Annotated in this window: 16 protein-coding genes, 1 tRNA gene and 5 pseudogenes; 15 read left to right on the top strand and 7 right to left on the bottom strand. The window is 70.8% G+C overall.

What is annotated here, in order from left to right; translation table 11 throughout:
- From ABZU99_RS03265 to ABZU99_RS03250, 4 genes and pseudogenes are all read left to right on the top strand, one after another.
- Positions 1-338, top strand: a pseudogene (locus tag ABZU99_RS03265) (hypothetical protein); the annotation flags it as partial.
- Positions 335-958, top strand: a complete 624-nt coding sequence (locus tag ABZU99_RS03260; protein WP_355944987.1) for a GNAT family protein — start codon at positions 335-337, stop codon at positions 956-958. The pseudogene ABZU99_RS03265 and the gene ABZU99_RS03260, both read left to right, overlap by 4 nt.
- Positions 959-1100: 142 nt before the next feature.
- Positions 1101-2246, top strand: a complete 1146-nt coding sequence (gene glpR, locus ABZU99_RS03255; protein ID WP_356043977.1) for a gephyrin-like molybdotransferase receptor GlpR — start codon at positions 1101-1103, stop codon at positions 2244-2246.
- Between the two features lie 75 nt (positions 2247-2321).
- Positions 2322-2395 (top strand) — tRNA-Ala (locus ABZU99_RS03250).
- 1389 nt (positions 2396-3784) lie between these two features.
- Here the strand turns inward: ABZU99_RS03250 and ABZU99_RS03245 are convergent.
- From ABZU99_RS03245 to ABZU99_RS03235, 3 genes and pseudogenes are all read right to left on the bottom strand, one after another.
- Positions 3785-4018, bottom strand: a complete 234-nt coding sequence (locus tag ABZU99_RS03245) for a hypothetical protein (RefSeq protein ID WP_356043980.1) — start codon at positions 4016-4018, stop codon at positions 3785-3787.
- A 302-nt stretch (positions 4019-4320) separates the two neighbouring features.
- Positions 4321-4846: pseudogene (locus tag ABZU99_RS03240) on the bottom strand (transposase).
- Positions 4843-5007, bottom strand: a pseudogene (locus ABZU99_RS03235) (winged helix-turn-helix domain-containing protein); the annotation flags it as partial. The pseudogenes ABZU99_RS03235 and ABZU99_RS03240, both read right to left, overlap by 4 nt.
- Positions 5008-5180: 173 nt before the next feature.
- On the opposite strand from ABZU99_RS03235, the gene ABZU99_RS03230 reads away from it, so the two are divergent.
- The 4 genes from ABZU99_RS03230 (at position 5181) to ABZU99_RS03215 (ending at position 10398) form a co-directional block, all read left to right on the top strand.
- Positions 5181-7565, top strand: a complete 2385-nt coding sequence (locus ABZU99_RS03230; protein ID WP_356043983.1) for a glycosyltransferase — start codon at positions 5181-5183, stop codon at positions 7563-7565.
- Positions 7566-7674: 109 nt separating this feature from the next.
- Positions 7675-8232, top strand: a complete 558-nt coding sequence (locus ABZU99_RS03225) for a hypothetical protein (protein WP_355944782.1) — start codon at positions 7675-7677, stop codon at positions 8230-8232.
- Positions 8233-8371: 139 nt separating this feature from the next.
- A complete protein-coding gene (locus ABZU99_RS03220; protein ID WP_355944780.1) occupies positions 8372-9343 on the top strand; it encodes a glycosyltransferase family A protein in 972 nt (323 codons plus the stop codon).
- 290 nt (positions 9344-9633) lie between these two features.
- On the top strand, positions 9634-10398 hold the full coding sequence (locus ABZU99_RS03215; protein ID WP_355944778.1) for a VWA domain-containing protein: 765 nt from the start codon (positions 9634-9636) through the stop codon (positions 10396-10398).
- 2 nt (positions 10399-10400) lie between these two features.
- Here the strand turns inward: ABZU99_RS03215 and ABZU99_RS03210 are convergent, their stop codons facing one another.
- Positions 10401-10919, bottom strand: coding sequence for a hypothetical protein (locus ABZU99_RS03210; protein WP_356043986.1), 519 nt, complete (start codon positions 10917-10919; stop codon positions 10401-10403).
- Positions 10920-11308: 389 nt separating this feature from the next.
- On the opposite strand from ABZU99_RS03210, the gene ABZU99_RS03205 reads away from it, so the two are divergent.
- Both ABZU99_RS03205 and ABZU99_RS03200 read left to right on the top strand, forming a co-directional pair.
- Entirely contained in the window at positions 11309-12475 is a 1167-nt protein-coding gene (locus ABZU99_RS03205; protein WP_356043988.1) for a hypothetical protein, read from the top strand.
- Positions 12472-12915 (top strand): hypothetical protein, encoded by a 444-nt coding sequence (locus ABZU99_RS03200; protein ID WP_356043991.1) that lies wholly within the window; start codon positions 12472-12474, stop codon positions 12913-12915. Before ABZU99_RS03205 ends, ABZU99_RS03200 begins: the two co-directional genes overlap by 4 nt.
- Here ABZU99_RS03200 and ABZU99_RS03195 read toward each other — a convergent pair.
- The gene (locus ABZU99_RS03195; RefSeq protein WP_356043994.1) at positions 12882-13406 is read right to left on the bottom strand and encodes a GNAT family N-acetyltransferase; all 525 of its coding nucleotides are present in this window, start codon (positions 13404-13406) and stop codon (positions 12882-12884) included. The genes ABZU99_RS03200 and ABZU99_RS03195 overlap by 34 nt on opposite strands.
- Positions 13407-13471: 65 nt before the next feature.
- On the opposite strand from ABZU99_RS03195, the gene ABZU99_RS03190 reads away from it, so the two are divergent.
- The gene (locus tag ABZU99_RS03190; RefSeq protein ID WP_356043997.1) at positions 13472-14275 is read left to right on the top strand and encodes an exodeoxyribonuclease III; all 804 of its coding nucleotides are present in this window, start codon (positions 13472-13474) and stop codon (positions 14273-14275) included.
- A 221-nt stretch (positions 14276-14496) separates the two neighbouring features.
- Here ABZU99_RS03190 and ABZU99_RS03185 read toward each other — a convergent pair.
- Positions 14497-15216 (bottom strand): annotated as a pseudogene (locus ABZU99_RS03185) (MerR family transcriptional regulator); the annotation flags it as partial.
- Positions 15217-15433: 217 nt separating this feature from the next.
- Here ABZU99_RS03185 and ABZU99_RS03180 point away from each other — a divergent pair.
- The 4 genes and pseudogenes from ABZU99_RS03180 to ABZU99_RS03165 all read left to right on the top strand — a co-directional run bounded on the left by ABZU99_RS03180 (position 15434) and on the right by ABZU99_RS03165 (position 19559).
- Positions 15434-16975 carry an NAD(P)/FAD-dependent oxidoreductase gene (locus ABZU99_RS03180; protein WP_355944767.1) on the top strand — a complete coding sequence of 514 codons (1542 nt, stop codon included), beginning with the start codon at positions 15434-15436 and terminating at the stop codon, positions 16973-16975.
- Positions 16972-17871, top strand: a pseudogene (locus tag ABZU99_RS03175) (alpha/beta hydrolase); the annotation flags it as partial. The gene ABZU99_RS03180 and the pseudogene ABZU99_RS03175, both read left to right, overlap by 4 nt.
- 401 nt (positions 17872-18272) lie before the next feature.
- Positions 18273-19178, top strand: coding sequence for an SDR family oxidoreductase (locus ABZU99_RS03170; RefSeq protein ID WP_356044000.1), 906 nt, complete (start codon positions 18273-18275; stop codon positions 19176-19178).
- Between the two features lie 117 nt (positions 19179-19295).
- Entirely contained in the window at positions 19296-19559 is a 264-nt protein-coding gene (locus ABZU99_RS03165; protein ID WP_356044003.1) for a hypothetical protein, read from the top strand.
- Positions 19560-19640: 81 nt separating this feature from the next.
- Here the strand turns inward: ABZU99_RS03165 and ABZU99_RS03160 are convergent, their stop codons facing one another.
- Positions 19641-22946, bottom strand: coding sequence for a S41 family peptidase (locus ABZU99_RS03160; RefSeq protein ID WP_356044006.1), 3306 nt, complete (start codon positions 22944-22946; stop codon positions 19641-19643).
- Positions 22947-22983: the final 37 nt, after the last annotated feature.

Below are 22983 nucleotides of genomic sequence, written 5' to 3'. Positions count from 1 at the left end.
CGGACGCCGGATCCGCGGGCGGTGACGACGCCGGATCCGCGGGCGGTGACGACGCCGGATCCGCGGGCGGTGACGACGCCGGATCCGCGGGCGGTGACAACGCCGGATCCGCGGGCGGTGACGACACCGGGCCCGCGGGCGGTGGCCACACCGGATCCGCGGGCGGTGGCCACACCGGATCCGCGGGCGGTGACCACACCGGGCCCGCGGGCGGTGACGACGCCGGATCCGCGGGCGGTGACGACGCCGGATCCGCGGGCGGTGACGACACCGGATCCACCGGCGGTGATCGCCCCAGACCCACCGGCCCCGCCGACCCGGCCGGGAGCCCGCGCTGAACGCCCTCTGGCCGGTCGTGCTGGCGGACGGCGATACGGTCCTCCGCCCCATAAAGCTGCGCGACCAGCGCGCCTGGCGCGAGGTCAACCAGCGCAACCGGGACTGGCTGCGGCCCTGGGAGGCGACGATTCCGCCCCCTCCGCCGGGCGGCCCCGTCACCCACCGGCCGACCTACCGGCAGATGGTCCGCCATCTGCGCGCCGAGGCGCACGCCGGACGGATGCTGCCGTTCGTCATCGAGCACCGGGGGCGGCTGGCCGGGCAGTTGACGGTCGCCGGGATCACCTGGGGCTCGATGTGCTCGGGCCATGTCGGTTACTGGGTCGACCAGGCGGTGGCCGGGCGCGGGGTGATGCCGACGGCCGTCGCGCTCGCCGTCGACCACTGCTTCCGAACCGTCGGACTGCACCGGATCGAGGTGTGCATCCGGCCCGAGAACATCCCCAGCCGTCGGGTGGTGGAGAAACTCGGATTCCGTGAAGAAGGTCTGCGGCCCCGCTATCTCCACATCGATGGCGCCTGGCGCGACCATCTGGTCTTCGCGCTCACGGCGGAGGAACTGTCGGAGAGCCTGCTGGACCGATGGCACCGGACGCAACCAGGGGCGTCGCAGAAATAAAATATCTGTTCGATTAAATTACTCACATTCCCAACCGGGTCATCCCAACAATCACAAAAAACTTTCGAGATATCAGCCAGATCGTGCGACACACCGCGCCAATTGGCGGATGGCCTCATGCGGACCCCTCTACCGTGTGAGCGTGAGCAGCAGTGGCCTCATTTACGCAGTCATCGTCGGGGCCTGGGCCGCCTATTTGGTGCCGATGTGGCTTCGTAGGCAGGACGAGCTCAATGAGGCCCGTCCGACGGAACGCTTCAGCACCGCCATCCGGCTGCTGTCCGGACGGGCGGGCATGGAGCGCCGTTACGCCAAGAGCCTCGAGGACGCCGAGCGCCCCGGGGGCCCGGCGGACGTCCCCGCGGAGCGCACCGCCGAGGACGCGGCCACCCCCGGCGCCGGGGGCGGACGCGCCGAGCCGGAGCGCTTCACGGCCGACCCGGAAGCCGTCACCGACGCGGTCGACGTCCGGGCCTTCGCCGAGCCCGTGACCCTGCGCGCCCCGGCGCCGACGGGCGCGGCGGCAGGCGCGCCCGCCCCGGGTCCCGACGAGGCCGCGCCGCCGTCCACCGCGGGCAGCGCCGTGGACCGGGTACGGCGCGCACGGGTACTCGCGCGCCGGCGCCGCACCACCGTGATCCTCTTCCTCGCTTTCTCCCTCGGCGCGATCGTCGCCGCCGTCGGCGGCCTCGCCTTCCTGTGGGCCCCGGCCATCCCGGCCATACTGCTCAGCGCCTATATCGCCTACCTCCGCTCCCAGGAGCGGCGCCGCTTCGCCTTCACCATGGACCAGCGCCGCGCCGAGCAGGCCGCACAGCGCCTGCGCGAGCGCCGCCCGCGCACCCACCCGCCCGCCGACAGCTCGTCCGCCGAGGGCCCCACCGACGCGCCCGCCCCCGCCGAGGCCGAGCCCGCCCCCCCACCGCCCGCCGTCCCGCAGGCGGCCGGGTGCCGCGCCCTGGTCGAGCAGACCGATCACGCGGAGTGGGTGGACCAGGAGCGCGAGCGCGAGCGCGGCCCGGCCGCCGGGGAGGGCTGGGAGCCGGTCCCCGTACCACTGCCGACGTACGTCACCGCCCCCGTCGCCCCGCGCGCCACCGGCAGCGTCGACCTCGCCGCCCCCGACGCCTGGAGCTCCGCCCGCTCCAGCACGGTGGACCCGGCCCCCACCCCGGCCCCGGCGCCCGAAGCCGACCCCGCCCCCGCCCGCCGCCCCCGCGAACGCGGCCGCACGCCCCTGTTCGACCAGTACGCCGACGAGGACCGGCCGCGTGCGGCCAACGAGTGACAGCCACTCCGTTGACCAGCGGAGAACGGATTTCCAAGCACCCCGGCGGGGATGCTAGAGTTTCACTCGTCGCAAGGGCCTGTGGCGCAGACTGGTAGCGCACCTCGTTCGCATCGAGGGGGTCAGGGGTTCAAATCCCCTCAGGTCCACCGGAACGACTGTTCTTGAGTTAGTTCGGGAGCAGTTGACGAGGTCCCGTCCGATCTGATTGATCGGGCGGGATCTTGGCGTTTCCGGGGTCTGTTCGAGGCTGTGTCCGAACGTGGTCAGTGCCGGAGGCGGTTGCCTGGCGGTCGTCGGCCTAAGGTTTCGGGGTGGTTCCGGTGCGTGTGGCGTTCTGGGACCGTCGGCGGGCGTGTGTGACCCGGGCTGGTGGTGCTGGCGTCTCACGTGGTCGTGCGAATCTTCGCCCTGCGGGCGGCGGCAGGCCAGCCTCGCTGGGTGTCTGGGCCGCCGGTCCAGTGATTGTGACGACTTCCGGGGTGGTCGCGGTCGCTCGGGCTCCGTTGGTTTGTTGCCAGGCGAAGAGGATGTGCAGGTTGATGCTGCAGATCATCAGCGCGAGCAGGATGGTCTGCGCGACCCGTCCGTGGGCGAGCCGCTTGGTGGGGTCGGAGATGTCGATGCCGTGGCTCTTGGCCCTGCCGTTGAGGCCCTCGATATTTGCCCGCTCTGGACGGTAGGCATCCTGCCAGGTGGGGTGGAGGTAGTGCCGGTCCTGGCGGAACTTGTCGAGCTTGCCGAGGGCACCGGGCCGGATGGTGATCGTGGGCTTCTGGCAGATCCGTGGCAGCTCGCCCTTGGGCAGTGGCCGCAGCCGTTCGCCTTGAGGGTCGGGACGGTGGGCTTGGCCGCGCTGTGTGCGGCGGTGGCCCGCTTGTTGGTGAGGTCCACCACGGTCGGCCGCGGTGCCGGGACAAGGTGGACCTGGTTGAAGCGGGGACACGACACGGCGGGCGAGGGCCCGCTGGCCGGGCACTGGAGTCTGATTGCGCCCCGCTCGTCCGCGGACTCCTTGAGCCTGAGGAAGTATGGCTCCCGGGCGGAGATCAAATCACCGAGCTCGCGACTGTCGTCGATGCCGCGTACGGCTTTGTCGTCGAGCCCGGCGGTCGCGTGGGCCAGCGCGTCCGGCATGGCGGGGCAGGCGAGCGATCCGTCGACGAGAAGGGCGCCCTGGTGGGTGCCTTGGACGCCCCGGTTTTGCTGCTTGTAGTCGAGAACCAGCTGGTAGCCCATGGTGCGGACCGGCTGGGCGAAGTGCTCGGTGATCTGGTCGGTGTAGGCGCGGTCGGCCGCCAGCAGACCTCTCGGGAAGCCGAACGGAGCAAGTTGGGCGAGGGAGCGGACCGCGTTTGGGCCGATGCGGTTGCCCGGGGTGTCCAGGACGAGGCCGAGTGCGAGTTGCGGATGGCGGCTGACGCGTTCACCGGCCTGCGGGTGCCTCGTGGGGTGGCGTCGGCTGGCGGCGACCAGAAGGCTGGCGGAGTGTCCGAAGATCCCTTCCTCAGAGCCTCCGCAGTAGTGCCAGCCGGCAGTCAGCTCGACGGAGGCCAAGCCCGTCGTTCTTGGGGCGGCTGGTGCCAGGCGGGAATCGGAGTGGTGTCGGCGGCGATGTCACCCCGCCAGCCCTTGAACAGGCCCCGGCGGTGAGCGAGGCGGACGGTGATCAGCACCAGACGGTCACTGACCTCCTGCAGCAGCTCCCGCCGACGTTTGCGCTCGGCGTCCGTGTCCTCCCAGGCGGCTGCCACGACTCCGGCCTTTCTCATCCAGCCGAGATGACCGTCGACGTCGCCGGATTTATCGCCTGCGATTGCGCGGCTGACCACGTCCTGGCTTTGTCGACGGGTTCCAGCAGCGGGTGTGCAGCGCTTCGGAAGGCAGCCTGCCGGAGCAAGGGTTGATGTTCACGAGAACGGGAGGCACTGACGCCAGCGCAGGTAGAACAGTGCTGCTATGGCCGGTACAGGGGCACCGGCTGTGAAGCAGCCTGGCCGGCCCGCAGGTTGGAGTCAGGGTGCGGGCCCGGGCCTTGTGCTTTGTGGTTACTGACCTTGAATGCGTGATGTCGTCATGGTGGTTGGCGCTGGCGGCCGGTTCCGGTGAGGCAGCCGTCGAGGACATCCGGGCGGTACTGAAGCTGGCGTAAGCCACTTCGGACAGCGGTGATCAGCTCTTCGAGATCGGCGAAAGCCCGGTTGGCCAACGTGATGCGCCGCAGCACGGACCAGAGGCCCTCGACCGGGTTGAGGTCGGGCGCATAGGACGGCGGTTGGACCACGGTGAGCCAGTCGCGGTCGGCGATGTAGCGGCGCATGCCGGCGGTGAGGTGGGTGTTGAGGTTGTCCCAGACCAGCACGATCGGCTCGCCGAGTTGCGGGTGCGCGGTCTGGATCAGGCCGCGGTATTCCTTCCAGGAGAAGCCTTTGCGCCGTCGGGACGTGCGTCGGGGCAGGGCCGGTAGATCAGCCGGGAGCGTTCGCCGGGCTTGTGGCAGGTCAGCGCGGCGACGATAAGCGGCAGCGGGATCGACCCCGGACACGGACGACGGGGGTGTGGCCGCGGCGGGACCAGGTGCGGGTGGTCGGCGGCGTCATCGAAAATCCGGCTTCGTCCTCGAGGACGAGCCAGGCGCCGAGCGCCGCCACGGTTCTTCCACCTGGGGCCAGGTCTCCTTCACCCAGCCGGCCACCGCTACCTCGTTGCGTTCGATGGCACGGCGGGCAGGGACCTGGCAGGTCCAGTCGTGTCGTCTGAGGTGAGACGCATGGACGGCGCGCGGCAGGTCGTACTGCCCCTTGCCCCTGCCCTGCCCGATGCGCTGAGCCCACCGTTCGGGTGATTGCTCCGGCGACGGGCATCACCGGATATCCGGCCCACCGAACAACCCGACATACTATGCGAATGACTGCACAAAAGACAATTCCTCCCTTGATTCACCAGACATGGAAAGACGCCGATCTCCCTCCGGTATGGCAGAAGTGGGCCGAGTCCTGGCGGCTGCACCACCCCGGCTGGGGCTACCGGTTGTGGACGGACGCGGACAATCGCGCCTTTCTCCAGGAGCACTTTCCGTGGTTCCTGCCGGTCTACGACGGCTATCCCGAACCGATCATGCGGGCCGACGCGATCCGCTATTTCCTGCTCGACCATTTCGGCGGCCTCTACGTGGATCTGGATTTCGAGTGCCTGAAGCCGGTCCCCGACCTCCTTGACGGGCGCGAACTCGTCCTCGGCTGCGAACCCGAGGCACACACCCGCTTGTTGCTGGCCCGGCGGCGCGGATTCACCCGCATCGTCGGCAACGCGTTCATCGCGTCACGGCCGGGCCACCCCTTCTGGACCCATGTGCACCGTCGACTGGTCGGCGCCCACAAGCTGCCGGGCACGCTCGACACGACCGGCCCGTTCTTCCTCACCAGAGCGGTCGACAGTGCCCCGGAGCCGGACTCGATCACGGTGGTCGGCCCGGAGGCCCTGTACCCGGAGGTGAGCCCGTACGCGACTGAGCTGTTCGGCCCGCAGGAGGCCGACTACGACCGTGCCTACGCCGTGCACCACTGGTCGGGCAGCTGGGCCTGCGACACCGCGAACGCGCCGAGGGTCTCGGCGGGCAGACGGTTCCCGTTCTGGGCGAGCCAGGAGCGGCAACCGGTCGCCGACGGCCGGCTCAACCTGGAGTCCCAGCGCCGTCGTTGGGCCTCGGGCGCGCCGGCGCCGACCGCGTCCTGCCTGATGGTGACCAAGGACCGCTCGGCGACGGCACGCCGCGCGATCAGGTGCTTCACCGCTCAGACCTACCCGAACCTGGAGTTGGTCGTGGTGGAGGACGGCACCGATGACGCGCTCGAGCAGCACATCCGTGACCTGGACGACCCGCGCATCCGCCATCACCGGCTCCCCCCGGAGCGACGGACCTTGGGGGAACTGCGCAATGAGGCGGTGGACCGGGCCACCGGGCCGTACGTGTGCCAGTGGGACGACGACGACCTGTACGACCCGGAGCGGGTGGAGACCCAGATGGCGGCGATTCTCGCGCTCGGTGCCGACGCGTGCTTCCTCGCCCGTGAGCGGCTGTGGTGGCCCGCCCGCCGCAAACTCGCCATCTCCTGCGCGCGGGTCTGGGAAGGGTCGATGGTGTGCGCGAAGGACCGGCTCCCGCGCTATCCGGCCGAGCGCCGTGGCGAGGACACCCCGGTGGCCGAGGAGGTGGTCCGAAGCCGCCGGGTCGTCTCGGTGGACGCGCCCGACCTGTACACCTACGTGTGCCACGGGAACAACACCTTCGACGAGTCGCATTTCGCGGAGCACTTCGAGGTGGCGACCCAGGTGTGGGCCGAACCCGGCGCCTACGCTGAGCAGTTGCTCGCCATGGCGACCCGGCTGCCGCTCGAGCCGGGGGACATCGCGCACGCCGAGACCGCCGCAGGCGCCGCGCGCACGTACGAGCGGAAGCCGCAGCCGGTCCCCGAGCCCGCCCCGGCACCGGCGAGCGAGCGGCCCCCGGTGCTGGTGCTCACGCCCCTCAAGGACGCGGCCGCGTTCCTGCCCGGCTATCTGGACCGCCTGCGCACGCTGGACTACCCGCGCGAGGCGATCTCGCTGGGCCTGCTGGAGGGCGACAGCAGGGACTCGAGCCCGGAACTGCTCCGGCAGGTCCTGCCCAGCATCGAGGCGGAGTTCCGGCGGGTGACCCTCGTCCACCGTGGCTTCGGCCTCCAGTTGGCCGGACCCCGCTGGGAGCCGGGCATCCAGCGCCGGCGCCGGTCGGTGCTGGCCAAGGTACGCAACAATCTCCTCGGCCGGGTCCTGGCCGACGAGGAGTGGGTGCTGTGGCTCGACGTCGATGTCACCGGCTACCCGGCGGACCTCGTCCAGCGCCTGCTCGGCGCGCGCAAGGACATCGTCGTCCCGCACTGCGCCACCGCACCCGGCGGGCCGACGTACGACCTCAACACCTTCGTCCTCAAGCCCGGAGCCGGCACGCTCAACTGGGCCCAGTGGCTGCGCGACGGCATCCTTCAGCCTCCCAGGGGTTTCGGCCGGACGTACCTCGACGAGTTGCGTGGACGCGGACTCGTCCGCGTCGACTCGGTCGGCGGAACCGCGTTGCTGGTCCGTGCGGAGTTGCACCGCGACGGCCTCAACTTCCCGTCCTTCCCCTATCGGCAGTTCATCGAGACCGAGGGGCTGGCCGCGATGGCCCTGGACATGGGAACCGCCTGCTGGGCGCTGCCCGATCTGGAAGTGGTGCATCCGCACCACGGCGCACCGCGGCCGGAGCCCGCCACTCTGACCGTCACACACAGTGAGTAGTCGTTTTGACACATTGAGTGACAAAACTTACGGTGGCTCTACTGCCCGCGCCGCGAAGTACACCGGCATTCCGGGGCAGCTCCCCCGCACCCAAAGGAAAGGTGCCACCGTGAAATCCCGTGTCATGACCTCACTGGCTCTGCCTGCCGCGCTGGCCACGGCCGGACTGCTCGGCACCGCGGAGGCGGCCTACGCCGCGGTCGCTCCGGACACGCAGACGGGGACGGCGACGTACGGGTACCCAGGACAGCCGATAAGCGGCGACGTCACCCTCACGCCCGGGACCACTCACCCCTGCGCGCCGATAGGCAACGTCACGATCACCGACTACGGGCACTGCTGCCCGCCCGTGAACAACATGACCATCACCGACTACGGGCACTGCTGCAACGTCGGCAACGTCACCATCCCCGACTACGGGTTCTGCAAGGTCGATCACGACCACGGACGCGAGCACGGGTTCGGGCACCACCACGAGTACGCAGACGACGCCTACGCCCCCCAGCGTGGGGAGCACGAGCACGGGTTCGGGCACCACCACGAGTACGCAGACGACGCCTACGCCCCCCAGCGTGGGGAGCACGAGCACGAGCACGGGTTCGGGCACCACCACGAGTACGCAGACGACGCCTACGCCCCCCAGCATGAGGAGCACGAGCACAGCTAGCGCAGGATCCGTCGCTGTGCCCGGCCGTGGGCCCGCAGAAGTGGCCCCGGGGGGGGGCGGCCGGCGGCCGGAACACCGGCTTCCGACCCGCCCGATTCCCACTCCCATTCCCGTTCCGTCCCGAACCGAAAGACCGCGCATGCCCCACAATCCCGACCCTGTGGTCTCGGTGGTCATCCCCTGCCATGACTACGCCCGCTATCTGCCCGAGGCCGTGTCCAGCATCCTTGCCCAGACCTTCCAGGACTGGGAGCTCCTCATCGTCGACGACGGCAGCACCGACAACACCGTCGAGGTGACCCGGTCCCTGATCGCCCGCCACCCCGACCGGCGCATCAGGCTCGTCCAGCGGGCGAACGGCGGCGTCTCGGCCGCCCGCAACACCGGGATCGAGGCAGCCACCGGCCGATACGTCCTTCCGCTGGACGCCGACGACGTGATCGCTCCCACGATGCTCGAGAAGACCGTCGCGGTCCTGGACGGCAGCCCCGGCCTCGCGATCGCCTCCACTGATGTGTTCACCTTCACCGACGACGATCTGCCCCCGCAGGCGATGTCCCTCCCCGCCTACACCCGGGAACTGTTGCTCCAGCGGCTGATCATGTTCTACTGCTCGCTGTACCGCCGGGAGGTGTGGCAGACCGTGGGCGGCTACGACGAGAGCATGCGGGCCGGAGAGGACTGGGACTTCTGGGTCGGCTGCGTCGAGCACGGCTTCGATGCCCACCACATCCATGAGCCGCTGTTCGGGGCGCGCAACAAGGACACGGGACTGCACGTGGAGGCCGCGGAGAACGACCTGGCCATCCGGGCGCGGATCGTGGCCAACCACCCGAGCCTGTTCAAGCCGATCACCCGTGGCTGGGCGCAGGCCGTGCTCAGCCAGGACACAGAAGCCTGCCTGCGGGACGAACACGTGCCCGACGACATCCTCACCCGGGCCGCCGAGATGGATCAGTTCCTCACCGCGGTGATGGCCCTGCAGCGCACGGCGCGGGTTCAGCACTACCACATCCAGCGGCTGAAGAAGGAACTGGCGGCTCACCGCCGCGCGGCCGGCTCTCCCGTCCAGGAGAAGGACCCGACTCCGACGGCGGTTTCCACCGTTTAGCGCGGTGGCCGGCTCTGGTTGAGGTGCAGGGCGGATCCACCAGGTCGGCGTCACCGCTGGGTCACATGGGACGAGCGAACCGGGCGTCCCGCCTGCGTACCGAGCTCATGGCCGAGCATGGCCAGTGGCCTGGGAGGCGCTCAGAGCCGACTGAGTGTGCGGAGGGGAGCGAGCAGGTCAGCGGCCTGACTTCAAGGTCACGAGGGTCCTGATCGCGTTCGGGACGAAGAGGTCGTGACGGCAGACTCTGACGGCAACGTCAGCAGGAACGCGTCCACAAGAGGAGAAACATGGCCATTGACTACGTCAAGCGGCCTCGTCCAGCGGCTGCCGGATCCTCGGCCGTCAGCCTGGAGAAGGTACGGGCGGTCGCCCCGCGGCTGGTCAATCTGTACAAGACCGCGCGGATCTCGCTGGAGAAGTCCGGTCTCGCCGGGCAGCGGGCCGCCGTCTACCTCGTGCTGGACCGCTCGCTCAGCATGCGGCGCCACTACAAGGACGGCTCCGTGCAGCGCTTGGCGGAGCAGGCCCTCGGCCTGTCAGCGAATCTGGACGACGACGGCGTGGTGCCCGTCGTCTTCTTCTCCACGGACATCGACGGCGTCGCCGAGGTCGGCCTGGACGATTACGAGGGCCGCGTCGGCGCTCTGCACGACGGCTACGGGCGGATGGGGCGTACCAACTACCACCTGGCCATGCAGGCCGTCATCGACCACTACACGGCCTCGGGTGCCACTGACCCGGCCTTGGTGATCTTCCAGACCGACGGCGGGCCGACATCCCGTACGGCTGCCGAGCATGTGCTGTGCACTGCCGCCCGGCTGCCGATTTTTTGGCAGTTCATCGGCTTCGGTGACCCGGAGGGCAAGCAGTTCGACTTTCTGCGCAAGCTTGACGATCTCCCGGTCCCGGCCAAGCGGGTCGTGGACAACGCCGGTTTCTTCCCCGTGGGCAACACTCCCGCCGTCGTGCCGGACAAGGTCCTCTATGACGCGCTGATGAGCGAGTTCCCGATGTGGCTGGGGTCCGCCCGCGCCATGGGGATCCTGGGCTGAGCTCAGCTCTCGGCCGCGGTACGCAGGAAGTGGTCGGCGTCCTCGGGGGTGGCGAGGTTGCTGAGCTTCAACCAGGAGCCGTCGGTGAAGGTGATGCGGAAGGTGGCGGAGTCGCGCGGCTGGCCGGGGTTGGTTTCGATGGGGGCCTGGTGACGGGGGAATTCCGCGACCAGCTCGAAGTCGTGGGCCCCGGAGTGGGAGAGGCGACGGCGTGGTGAGGCGGCCAGGCAGAGGCGGTCTTCGGTGAGCAGTACGAGTCGGCGGCTGTTGGGGGACTGGGCGTACCAGTTCAACACCAGCCGGCCTGTCGTCAGGTCCCAGTCGCCGTCGAAGACATGGTGGCCGGGAGGGCGCTGGTCCGAGGCGCGGGAGTTGCGGAACCAGGACCGGAAGCCACGGCTCCTGGGGGTGCGGCTCTCGGGATCGCGGCTCCCTGGCCGGTCAAGCTTCTGCGCGAGCGAGTCCAGCAGGATGTACGGCACTACGACGACGCAGAAGACCGCCATGAGGACGTAGAACATCCAGTGGTTGCCGGGCTTGAGCCGGGGCTTGCCGGCTGCCTCGTGGGATCTCTGTCGGCGGCTTCGGGATGTCCTTGTTGATTTCGCACCACACCAGGCGGTGAGCTCCTCCGAGAGAATCTTCTTCGCCCGCGGCGGACGTTGCGTGGGGCCATGCGCACAATCCTGGGGCGCCGGAGGCTCCTTGAGCGCGGGCGGGTGAAAGGGCGTTCGATGTCATGGAATCGTGCTGACCCCGTTCGTGTTGTGTGCGAGCTGTGAGACGGGTGATGGCCCTGGCCAGAGGCCCGGGCATAGTAGGGGCTTGTCCCAGTGGGACTTTGGCGCGAAAGCGTCGTAGTACCGCGCACACGAGCACATCACTGCACCACACAGGGGGATAAGGCTCCATGCCACTCATACGCCGTTCCACCGCGGCGGCCGCTGCCATGACCGCGTTGTTGGTGGTCTCCGCCTCGGCCTGCGGGCCCGGTGACGACGAGGCCGGGTCCGCTTCGAGCACGTCGGCCGCTTCCGACGGGCAGCAGGCCAAGGACGGGATCAGGCTTCCGAAGGGTGTTCCGACGAGTCTGGACGATCTGAAGAAGTGGAAGGAGGGTGGCTGGAAGGACTGGGACGACTGGGCTCGTAAGGCGTCGGATTTCGCCAACCCCGTGATCCGGAACTTCTGGCAGCCGTCCAGGATGGCCAAGGCGAAGGACTCTCCGAACACCGTCTCCGCCAAGACCGCCGGACAGAACCAGCCCGCCACCGATCCCGAGCCTCCCGCCGTGCCGGCCAAGCAGGTCTCGCGGCCGTACCACCAGAACATGGCGCCGGTCGGGAAGGTCTTCTTCGACAGCCCCGAGGGGCCGATGGTGTGCTCGGGCACGGTCGTTGACGATCCGGCTCACCCGGGCAAGTCGAATCTGGTGTGGACCGCGGGTCATTGCGTGCACTCCGGCAAGAAGGGCGGCTGGATGCGGAACATCGTGTTCGTGCCGTCGTACAACGATGACGGGCTGTCGGCCGACAAGGCGGAGACCGCGGCGCAGCGGGAGGTCACTCCGTACGGCGTGTGGTGGGCGGATTGGTCGCAGACGTCGTCGGAGTGGATCGACGAAGGCGGCAAGACCGGCGGGGTGTCGTCCTCGTACGACTTCGCGGTGTTGCATGTGAAGCCGGAGAACGGCGGCGGCAAGTCGCTGCAGGAGACGGTCGGGGCGGCGGTGCCGGTGTGGTTCGGGGCGCCGTCGGCGGACCGGGTGAGCTCGATCGGCGCGTACGGCTACCCGGCGGCACCGCCGTACGACGGTGCGAAGATGTTCAACTGCGCCAGCAGGCCGGGCCGCCTGTCGTTCTCGCCCGCCGCGCCCACCATGTACCGGATCGGCTGCTCGATGACCGGCGGCACCTCCGGCGGCGGATGGTTCGTGAACCGCGGCGGCAAGACGGTGCTGGTGTCCAACAGCTCGATCGGCTCGTACGGGCACACCTGGCTCGCGGGTCCGCACCTGGGGACCGAGGCGAAGGCCGTGTTCGGCGCGATCAGCGAGAAGTTCGCCGGCAAGGGGTGATCCGTACGGCCGGAAAGGGGACCCGCTCCGCGGCCGGGGCGGGTCCCTCCCTCGAGGCGCACCAGGTGGCCGGGTTCGGCCTGCCGCTCACCGTGGCCGCGCTGTACGAGCGGCTGCGCGGGGGCCGCGACTATGTCTTCTGCCATGCCTCGCCCGCGGTCGACCGCCTCACGTACACGGCCCTGGGGCTGGTGGTGGCGGCCGGGGTCACGGCCGTGGTGGGCGCGTGCGTGACCCAGGGGCGGGAGACGCGGCCAAGGGCTGGCGCGCTCCCGCTGGTCTTCCTGGTCCTCATCGCCGCGCTGATCGTCGCGGCCGACGGAGTGGACGCCCACGGCGAGCGGGAGGCGGCGCGGATCGCGGCCCAGCGGTCCGACGGGCGCAGCTGCGACTACACACCGCGGGTCTACAGTGCGACCCCCGGCTGGTTCTTCTGGTGAGCCGGGTCGTGCGTGAGGGCCAGCGACTTGGCGAAGCAGCGGCTGTCGTCCTCGAAGCGGTAGATCCCGAACTTCGCCACCGGCTCATAGCCGCATGAGGTGTAGAGCCCGATGGCCTCGGGCTGCTTGGTGCCGGTCTCCAGGACCATCCGCACCCGTCCCGCCGCCCGGGCGCTGTCCTCCAGCGCCGCCAGGATCAGCCGGGCGAGTCCCTGGCCGCGCGCCGCGCGGACCACGTACATCCGCTTGAGCTCGGCGTCCCCGTCCGCGTAGCCCTCCTCGCTCCGCTCCTGGCTGCGCCAGCCGCCGCTCGCGAGCGGGGTGCCGTCCTCGTCGTAGGCGATGAGGTAGAGGCCGTGGGGCGGGTCGAAGTGGGCCGCGTCCATGAAGGTGAGGTCCCCCTCGCCGTAGCGCTCGGCGTACTCCGCCTGCACCTCTTCATTGAGTTTGACGGCGTCGGGGTGGTCGTACCGAGTTTTTCGGATATTCATGCGGGGGATCGTACTTCTATGCGGGAGTGGCGGGCATGGCGTTTTATGTGTCGTATCGTGCCGGAGTGCTCACTGTGACCTCCGTGAATGTAAACGGGCTGCGCGCCGCTGCCAAGAAGGGCTTTCTCTCCTGGCTGGAGGGTTCCGCGGCCGATGTGGTGTGCCTCCAGGAGGTACGTGCAGAGCCGCGGGAGCTTCCCGAGGCCGTCCGTGAGCCGGACGGCTGGCACGTGGTGCACGCCCCGGCGGCGGCGAAGGGCCGGGCCGGGGTGTCGGTGTACGCGCGGCGTGCGCTGGAGGGCGTACGGGTCGGCTTCGGGTCCGCGGAGTTCGACGGCAGCGGCCGTTATGTGGAGGTCGATCTTCCAGGGGTGACCGTCGGCAGCCTGTATCTGCCCTCGGGCGAGGTCGGCACCGAGCGGCAGGACGAGAAGGAACGCTTCATGGCGGAGTTCCTTCCGTATCTGACGGAGCTGCGCGAGCGGGCGGCGGCCGGCGGGCGCGAGGCGCTGGTGTGCGGCGACTGGAACATCGCCCACCGGGAGGCCGACCTCAAGAACTGGAAGGCAAACCAGAAGAAGTCCGGCTTCCTGCCGGAGGAGCGTGCGTGGCTGACCCGTGTCTTCGAGGAGGCGGCGTACGTGGACGTGGTGCGCGCGCTGCACCCGGACGTCGCCGGTCCGTACTCGTGGTGGTCCTACCGCGGCCGAGCCTTCGACAACGACGCGGGCTGGCGCATCGACTACCACAACGCCACGCCGGGTCTGGCGAGCCGCGCGCTGAAAGCGGTCGTGGAGCGGGCGCCGGCCTACGACCAGCGGTGGAGCGACCACGCGCCGGTGACGGTGACGTACGGCCCCGCTCACTGATCCGTGGGGTCCTGGGCGTCCTGCGCCTCCGGCGCGTCCTGCGCGTCCGGCGCGTCCTGGGCGTCCTGCGCGTCCGGCGCGTCCTGGGCGTCCTGCGCGTCCGGCATCTCCTGCACGTCCTGCGCGTCCTCCTGCACGTCCGGCACGTCCGGCACCTCCGGCACCTGCGGCGTGTTCGGCGCGTCCGGCGCGTCCGGAGTGGCCGTGTCGTCCGGGCGTGTCTCCATGTCCGCCCGCAGTCTGCGGTCCATGGCCATCGACAGTTCGGCGTCCACCACGCTCTTGGCGAGCGGCCGCAGTCGCTCCATCGTCTCGCTGAACTCTTCGCCGCGCTCCAGGGCGTCAGCGAGTACGTGGGTACGCAGCAGCGCCGCGAACGTCTCGGCGATCGCGTCCACATGCGCGCGGACGTCACGCCCGGCCGCGAGGACGGCGGCCAGGGGCACACCCTGGCCGACGAGGGCGCGGGACGCGTCCAGCAGCCGGCGGCTGATGTGCACGATCTCGTCGCCGTCGACGGCGAGATAGCCCATGTCGAGTGAGGCGATGAGGTTCTCCGGGGTCACCTCGCCGGTGAAGTAGTCGGCGAGCGCCTCCGGGGTCAGTCGGACCGGGGTCTCCTCCGACCAGGAGGGGAGGGTGCCGGACCCGGACGGCGGCGATGACGACGAGGCCGAGGACGGGGACGACGCGGCGCCGGGCAGTCCGAGCAGCTCGCCCACGTCCCGGCGGCCGCTCTCGAAGGCGGCGATCAGCTCGGTTATCCCGCCGAGGGTGTGGCCGCGTTCCAGCAGTGCCGTGATGGTCCGCAGCCGGGCCAGATGGTGGTCGTTGTACCAGGCGATACGGCCCTCGCGGCGCGGTGGCGCGATGAGCTTGCGCTCCCGGTAGAAGCGCAGGGTGCGCACGGTGATCCCGGCCTCCCCGGCCAGTTCCGCCATCCGGTATTCGCGGACCGCGTCCGTCTCGCCCGTCTCGTCCACTTCGCTCGTTGCCACGAGGGCAGCCTATGTCGCCGCCTATGTCGCCGCCGACGGGTGCGACCGCCGGTAACTTCCTTCCGTACAACCCCTACCGCTCGGTAGATCTCTGCCCTACGCTCCCATCGTGCCAGTGATTGCTGGCGCGATCTAATGGTCCGTGGCGGGAGGCGGTGGCATGGCTGAGCTGACGCATGAGCACGTACGGGTGGCGGTGATCGGATCCGGATTCGGTGGCCTGGGCGCGGCAGTACGGCTGCGCCGTGAGGGCATCACCGACTTCGTGGTCCTGGAGCGGGCGGGGGCGGTCGGCGGGACCTGGCGGGACAACAGCTATCCGGGCTGTGCCTGCGACGTGCCCTCCCACCTCTACTCCTTCTCCTTCGCGCCCAACCCGGAGTGGCCCCGGAACTTCTCCGGCCAGCCTCATATCCGCGCGTATCTGGAGCGGGTCGCCGACACCTTCGGGCTGCGCCCCCACCTCCGCTTCGACGCCGAGGTGCTGGCCGCGCGCTGGGACTCCGCGGCGCTGCACTGGGAGATCGAGACCCCGCGCGGAACGCTGACCGCCGACGTCGTGGTGAGCGCGACCGGGCCGCTGTCCGATCCGAGGATCCCGGACATCCCGGGCCTGGACGCCTTCCCCGGCAAGGTCTTCCACTCCGCCCGCTGGGACCACGACGTCGAACTGCGCGGCAAGCGCGTCGCGATGGTCGGCACCGGTGCCTCGGCCATCCAGATCGTGCCCGCCATCCAGGGCGAGGTGGGCCGTCTCACCCTCTTCCAACGCACCCCGCCCTGGGTGCTGCCGCGCATGGACCGCCGGATCAGCGGTGTCGAGCGCTGGCTGCACTCCACGATGCCGGCCACCCGCGCGCTGCGCCGCGGGATGCTGTGGGGGATACGGGAGCTGCAGGTCGGTGCCTTCACCAAGCGGCCGGGCGAGCTGGGGCTGGTCGAGCGGCTGGCCGGTGCGCATATGAAACGGGCGGTCAAGGACCCCGTGCTGCGCGCCAAGCTGACGCCCGACTACCGCATCGGCTGCAAGCGCATCCTGCTGTCCAACGAGTACTACCCGGCGCTCACCCAGCCGCATGTGGACGTGGTCGCGGCGGGGCTGAAGGAGGTGCGCGGCTCCACCCTCGTCGCCTCCGACGGCACCGAGACCGAGGCGGACGCGATCGTCTTCGGTACCGGCTTCCATGTCACCGACATGCCGATCGCGCAGCGGGTGACCGGAGCGCATGGCACCACGCTTGCGGAGGAGTGGAAGGGCGGGATGGAGGCGCTGCGCGGCGCGAGCGCGGCGGGTTTCCCCAACTTCCTGACGATCATCGGACCCAACACCGGCCTCGGCAACAGCTCGATGATCCTCATGATCGAGGCGCAGCTGAACTATCTGGCCGACTATCTGCGCCAGTTGGACACGCTGGGCGGGAAGGTCGCGCTGGACGCCAAGCCGTCGGCGGTACGGGCCTACAACGAACGGATCGAGGAGCGGATGAAGCGCACGGTCTGGAACTCGGGCGGCTGTGACAGCTGGTACCTGGACGCCAACGGCCGCAACACGACCCTCTGGCCGGGCACGACCAGCGAGTTCAAGAAGGTCACCCGGCGCGTGCGCCTGGAGGAGTACCAGGTGCTGCGGCCCGGGACCGCGTCCCGGCCGGGTGTGCCGTCCGCCGCGGGCGCCGTCGCGGAGCGGGGGTCGTCCCGATGAAGAAGCCCCCGCACGTGACCTCCGGACCGTACGCCCCGCCCACCCCCGCCCACGATCTGATCGTCACCTCGGCCGACGGAAGCCGGCTGTACGTGGAGGCGCACGGGCCCGTGGGCGCCCCCACCGTGGTGCTCGCGCACGGCTGGACCTGCTCGACCGCCTTCTGGGCCCCGGTTGTCCGCGAACTGGCCGCCGACCACCGGGTGATCGTGTACGACCAGCGCGGCCATGGCCGCAGCCCGGCGCCGGGCCCGGGCGGCTACACCACCCACGCGCTCGCCGACGATCTGGTGGCCGTCCTGGAACAGGCCCTTCCCTCCGGTGAACGGGCCGTGGTGGCGGGCCACTCCATGGGCGGGATGACGCTGCTGGCCGCCGCCGGACGTCCGCAGTTGCGCGAGCGTGCCGCCGCCGTGGTCCTGTGCAGCACGGGCGCCTCACGGCTGGTGGAGCAGGCACGGGTGGTGCCGTTGCGCTCGGCGCGCGTACGGACACGGATGCAGCGCGCGATCCTCGGCTCGCGCGCCCCGCTCGGCCCGGTCACGCCGCTCGGCAAGCGGCTGCTGCATTACGGGACGCTGGGGCCGGGCGCGGATCCCGCGATGGTGGAGGCGTGCGCGCGGATCGTGCACGCCTGCCCCCGCCGCGTACGCGCCGCCTGGGCGCAGGTCCTCGACGAGCTGGATCTGGAGGCGGGGATGGCCCAACTGACCATGCCCGCAGCCGTCATCGTCGGCACCGCCGACCGTCTCACCCCGCCCGCACACGCCCAGGCCCTGGCCGCCGGGCTGCCGCACTGCACCGGCCTCACCGAGCTGCCCGGGCTCGGCCACATGACCCCGGTTGAGGGTCCGGCGGCGGTGGCCGGGGTCATACGGGACCTCGTCACCTCGTACGCGAACCCCGCCGCCACGGCCCAGGAACCACCGACCCCACCAGCGGAAGCGGCTGCACCGGCGGCATCGACCGCACCGGCGGCATCGGCTGCACCGGTGGAAGCGACCGCACCAGCGGCATCTACTGCACCGGCGGAGGCGACCGCACCGGCGGAGGCGACCGCACCGGCGGAGGCGACCGCACCGGTGGAAGCGACCGTACCGGCGGCATCGACTGCACCGGCGGAGGCGACCGCATCGGCGGCATCGACCGCATCGGCGGCATCGGCTGCACCGGTGGAAGCGGCTGCACCGGCGGAGGCGACTGCACCGGCGGAGGCGACCGCATCGGCGGCATCGACCGCACCGGCGGCATCGACCGCACAAGCAGCCCCGACCGCACAGGCAGAGGAGCAGACGACATGAGTGCGCACAGCAGCCTGGAGGGCCGGGTCGCGGTGGTGACGGGCGCGGCGCGAGGCGTCGGCGAGCTGCTCGCCCGCAAGCTGTCGGCGCGCGGCGCCAAGGTGGCCCTGGTGGGCCTGGAGCCGGACGAGCTGAAGCGTGTGTCGGAGCGGCTGCCGGGCGACTCCGCCCACTGGTGCGCCGATGTCACCGACTCCGAGGCGATGGCGCGGGTCGCGCGTGAGGTCGTGGAGCGCTTCGGCGCGGTGGACGTCGTCTGCGCCAACGCGGGTGTCGCGCAGGGCGGTCCGTTCCTCGACTCCGACGAGGCGGCCTGGCGGCGGGTGATCGAGGTCAATCTGCTGGGCAGCGTCACCACGGCCCGCGCCTTCCTGCCCGCGCTCATCGACAGCCGTGGCTATCTGCTGCAGATCGCCTCGCTTGCCGCCATCACGCCGGCGCCGATGATGACGGCGTACTGCGCCTCCAAGTCGGGGGTGGAGGCGTTCGCGCACAGTCTGCGGGCCGAGGTGGCCCATCATGGCGTACGGGTGGGCGTCGGCTATCTCAGCTGGACGGACACGGACATGGTGCGCGGCGCCGACCGGGACGAGGTGATGCGGGAGCTTCGGCAGCGGCTGCCCTGGCCGTCCAACCGCACCTATCCGCTGGGCCCCGCCGTGGACCGGCTGGTGGCCGGGATCGAGCGCCGGTCCGCCCATGTGTACGCGCAGTGGTGGCTGCGCGGCATGCAGTCGGTGCGCGGCTATCTGCCCGCGCTCATCGCGGCGGTGGGGCAGCGCGAGATGCGCCGCGCCGAGCCGCGGCTGGCGGCGACGCGGGGCGAGCGGGGCGGTCTGGTGGGCGAGGGTGGCGCGGCGGACGAGAAGGCCCGGGCGTCGGGCACTCAGCGTCACCAGTAACACTCTGTCAACCGTACTGACCTGCGCCTTCTTCACCACCGACGATCCGAAATGCGGAGTATGTCGGTGCGTGTAACTCTGGTCGGGCCCGACCCCTTTCACCCGATGAGGAGTGACATGATGGGCACCAAGGACCAGTCCAACGAGAAGGCTCGGCAGGGCAAGCGGAAGATGCAGGGCGAGCGGAGCCAGCAGCCGCGGCGCGGCCAGGAGTCCGGTGAGCGGACGGGCGACCGCACCCGTCAGGAGATGGGCCAGGAGGGCGGCGGCCAGCGGCAGGGCCGTCCCGAGGACCGCGCGCAGGCCCAGCGCATGAGCCGTGAGCGCGGTCAGGGCCGGGGCGACGAGATGCAAGACCAGGAGCCCTTCGAAGAGATGTGACGCCGGGCAGGCGGCGCCGGAAGAGTGCGGGAGGGGCGCGTCCTTGACGGACGCGCCCCTTCGCTCGCTCGCGCTCCGGCCTCAACCCCGATGGCGCGGCGGCAGCTTCGGGCGGCGCATGTTCGGCACGTCCGAGTAGTCGGGCGGGGACGCCGCCGGATGCCGGTCCAGCAGCTCAAGTGCCGTACGGACGGCGACACCCAGCTGCGGATGGCGCCCCTCCGCCCAGTCCAGCGGCGTGCGCGGCGCCGGGATGTCCGGCGCCACCCCGTGGTTCTCGACCCCCCAGCCATAGGCGTCGAACCAGGCGGCGTTCATCGGCACCGTGATCGTCGTACCGTCCCCGAGCTGGTGCCGGCCGGTCATCCCGACCACCCCGCCCCAGGTGCGCAGCCCCACCACCGGGCCGATGCCCAGCACCTTGAAGGCCGCGGTGATCATGTCGCCGTCGGAGGCGGTCATCTCGTCGGCGACCGCGACGATCGGGCCGCGCGGTGCGTTGCCGGTGTACGACACGGGCTGCGCGTTGCGGGTGAGGTCCCAGCCGATCACGGTACGGGTGAGCTTCTCGATGACCAGCTCGCTGATATGGCCGCCCGCGTTGCCCCGTACGTCCACGATGAGCGAGGGCAGCGAGACCTCGCGGCGCAGGTCCCGGTTGAACTGCGCCCAGCCCGAGCCGCCCATGTCGGGGATGTGCAGATAGCCGCATCGCCCGTCGCTCAACTCCCGCACCACGAACCGCCGCTTGGCCACCCAGTCCTGGTAGCGCAGCGGCCGCTCGTCGATCAGCGGGACGACCGCGACCCGGCGCGGCGGCCCTTCCCCGTCCGGTGAGAGGAAGGTCAGCTCCACTGTCGTCCCGCCCGCGGCCGCCAGCAGCGGATACGGGCCGGTCACCGGGTCCACCGGGCGCCCGTCGACCTGGATGAGCCGGGCACCCTCGCGGATGCCCGAGCCCGCGAGCGGCGAGCGAGCCCGCGAGTCGGAGGACTCACCGGGCAGAATCCGGGCCACCGTCCACGCGCCGTCCTTGGTGCGGGTGAAGTTGGCGCCGAGCAGCCCGATGGGGCGCTGGTAGGGGGCCGGGCCCTCGTTGCGCCGCGCCGCCGCGACATAGGCGTGCGAAGTCCCGAGCTCGCCCAGCACCTCGCGCAGCAGATCGGCGAACTCGTCCGGCGAGGCGACCCGTTCGACCAGCGGCCGGTACTGGTCGAGCACCCCGTTCCAGTCGATGCCGCACATCCCCGGGTCCCAGAAGTAGGCGCGGGTGATCCGGCCCGCCTCCTCGTACGCCTGCCCCCACTCGGCCGCCGGGTCGGCGGTGTGCTGGATCCGCCGCATGTCGATATGGACGGTCGAGTCGCTGTCGGCGGTCTCGGTGGCGGGCACCGCCCGCAGATCGCCGTCGTCGTAGAGCACCAGTCGCGAGCCGTCGCCGCTGACCGCGAACCAGTCCAGCTCACTGGTGAGTTCGGTGCGCTTGGCCTTCGCCAGGTCGAAGTGCTCCAGGGTGGGGCGGGCCGAGGTGTCGGCCGGATTGGCGAACGTCTCGCCGAGCGCGCCCGAGATCGGCCAGCGCAGCCACACCAGACCGCCGCCGCTGACCGGATACAGCGAGGAGTACTTCGACGCGGAGACGGGGAAGACCGTGACCCGGCTGGCCAGCCCCTCCACCTCGACCGTCACCGTGCCCTCGCCCTCGCCCCCGCTGCCATCGGGATCGAACCCGCCGGCCGCCGGGCGGCCCTCGGGGGACAGCGCGAAGGGCGACGGCGTGGCGGAGGACAGCGGTACGAGATAGGGGCGGCAGCCGAGCGGGAAGGAGAGGTCGCCGGTGTGCACGTCGTAGACGGGGTCGAAGCCACGCCAGGAGAGGAAGGCGAGATAGCGGCCGTCGCTGGTGAAGACCGGCTCCTCGTCCTCGAAGCGCCCGCTGGTCACGTCCACTATCGTCCGGTCGGCCAGCCGCGCGATCCTGATCGAGCGCAGGGAGCGGCCGATGCCGGGATGGGACCAGGCCAGCCACGCCGAGTCGGGGGAGAAGGCGAGGTCGCCCACCGGCCCGTTGACCGACCGGATCACCTCGGTGACCTGGCCGTCCCCGTCCTCCGAGGTGTCCAGCAGGATCAGCCGTCCGTCGTTCGAGGCGACCGCGAGCCGGTCCCCGTCCGGCGAGGGCTCCACCTCGTGCACCCGCCCCAGCCGCCCGGCGGCCAGCCGGCGCGGTGCGCCCGGCTCGCTGGCCCGGGGCAGATACGTGATCTCGATCGCGTCTTCGCCCTCCGCATCCGTCACGTACGCGACGCGCCCGGTGGTGCCCAGGATCACGGGCAGCCGCACCCGGACGCCCGGGGTGTCGGAGAGGGTGCGGGCGGGTCCGTCGCGGTGCGTCAGCCAGTAGAGGCTGCCGCGTACGCACACCGCGCTCGCCCGGCCCGTGGTGTCCACGGACAGCGAGTCGATGTGGGAGGCGGCACGGATCTGGTAGGGCCGTCGCCCGGCCCGCGCCCCGCCGAGCCGTATGTCGAGCCTGCGCGGCACACCGTCGGGGCTCAGATCGTCCACCAGCCACAACTCGCCCGCGCACTGGTAGACCACGCGTGAGCCGTCGGTCGAGGCGTGCCGGGCGTAGAAGTCCGGGTGGTCGGTGTGGCGGCGCAGATCGGAGCCGTCGGGCAGACAGGAGTAGAGGTTGCCGACGCCCTCGTGGTCGGAGAGGAAGGCGATCCGGCCGCCGACGGACATCACCGCGTCCAAGTGGCCTTCCAGCTCCGGGACGAGCCGGTTGCCCTGCAGCCACAGCCGGCCCATGGCACCGCCCCGGTAGCGCTTCCAGGTGGCGGGCTCGTGCGGCGGCTTGCCGGTGAGCAGCAGGGTGCGGCGCTCGCCGTCGATGTCCGCGACGGCGATGTCCGACACCGGCCCCCAGGGCAGCCGTTCCCCGGGGTCCCCGTCGGTGGGCAGGCGGTAGGCCCAGGAGAAGTGCGAGAACGGCTGGCCGTGCGAGGAGACGGCCAGGATGTGCGAGGTGCCGTGCCGGTCGGGCGGCGTCCAGCCGCAGACCCGGGCGTCCGTACTGCCCCAGTAGGTGAGCCGGCGGACCGGACCACCGTCCACGGGCACCAGATGGACCTCCGGATCCAGGCTGCGCCACGTGGTGAAGGCGATCTGCGAGCCGTCGGGGGAGAACCGGGGATGGCCCACGCGGGTACGGTCCACGGTCAGCCGCCATGCCCGCCCGGGAGGCTGGCCGGGGGTCGCCAGCGGGGCGACCCACAGGTCGTCCTCGGCCGCGAAGCACAGCAGGTCGCCGTGCAGATGCGGATACCGCAGATATGCGCGGTCGCTGTCGCGTACGTGCCTCACGGAGTCGCTGTCGCTCACCTACCCAATGTTTTCGGGCTACGCCGTTTGGAGCAAC

The sequence above is a fragment of the Streptomyces sp. NPDC005266 genome, from assembly GCF_040607655.1.
Taxonomy (GTDB): Bacteria; Actinomycetota; Actinomycetes; order Streptomycetales; family Streptomycetaceae; genus Streptomyces.
The sequence above is the reverse complement of the archived record's forward strand: the minus strand, read 5'-3'. Positions and strand labels throughout refer to the sequence as shown.

Bases quoted from the DNA above. Each gene is read 5' to 3' on its own strand.
- ABZU99_RS03245 (WP_356043980.1), bottom strand. From the start codon at position 4,018: ATGAGAAAGGCCGGAGTCGTGGCAGCCGCCTGGGAGGACACGGACGCC.
- ABZU99_RS03220 (WP_355944780.1), top strand. From the start codon at position 8,372: ATGCCCCACAATCCCGACCCTGTGGTCTCGGTGGTCATCCCCTGCCAT.
- ABZU99_RS03215 (WP_355944778.1), top strand. From the start codon at position 9,634: ATGGCCATTGACTACGTCAAGCGGCCTCGTCCAGCGGCTGCCGGATCC.
- ABZU99_RS03210 (WP_356043986.1), bottom strand. From the start codon at position 10,919: ATGTTCTACGTCCTCATGGCGGTCTTCTGCGTCGTCGTAGTGCCGTAC.
- ABZU99_RS03205 (WP_356043988.1), top strand. From the start codon at position 11,309: ATGCCACTCATACGCCGTTCCACCGCGGCGGCCGCTGCCATGACCGCG.
- ABZU99_RS03195 (WP_356043994.1), bottom strand. From the start codon at position 13,406: ATGAATATCCGAAAAACTCGGTACGACCACCCCGACGCCGTCAAACTC.
- ABZU99_RS03180 (WP_355944767.1), top strand. From the start codon at position 15,434: ATGGCTGAGCTGACGCATGAGCACGTACGGGTGGCGGTGATCGGATCC.
- ABZU99_RS03170 (WP_356044000.1), top strand. From the start codon at position 18,273: ATGAGTGCGCACAGCAGCCTGGAGGGCCGGGTCGCGGTGGTGACGGGC.
- ABZU99_RS03165 (WP_356044003.1), top strand. From the start codon at position 19,296: ATGATGGGCACCAAGGACCAGTCCAACGAGAAGGCTCGGCAGGGCAAG.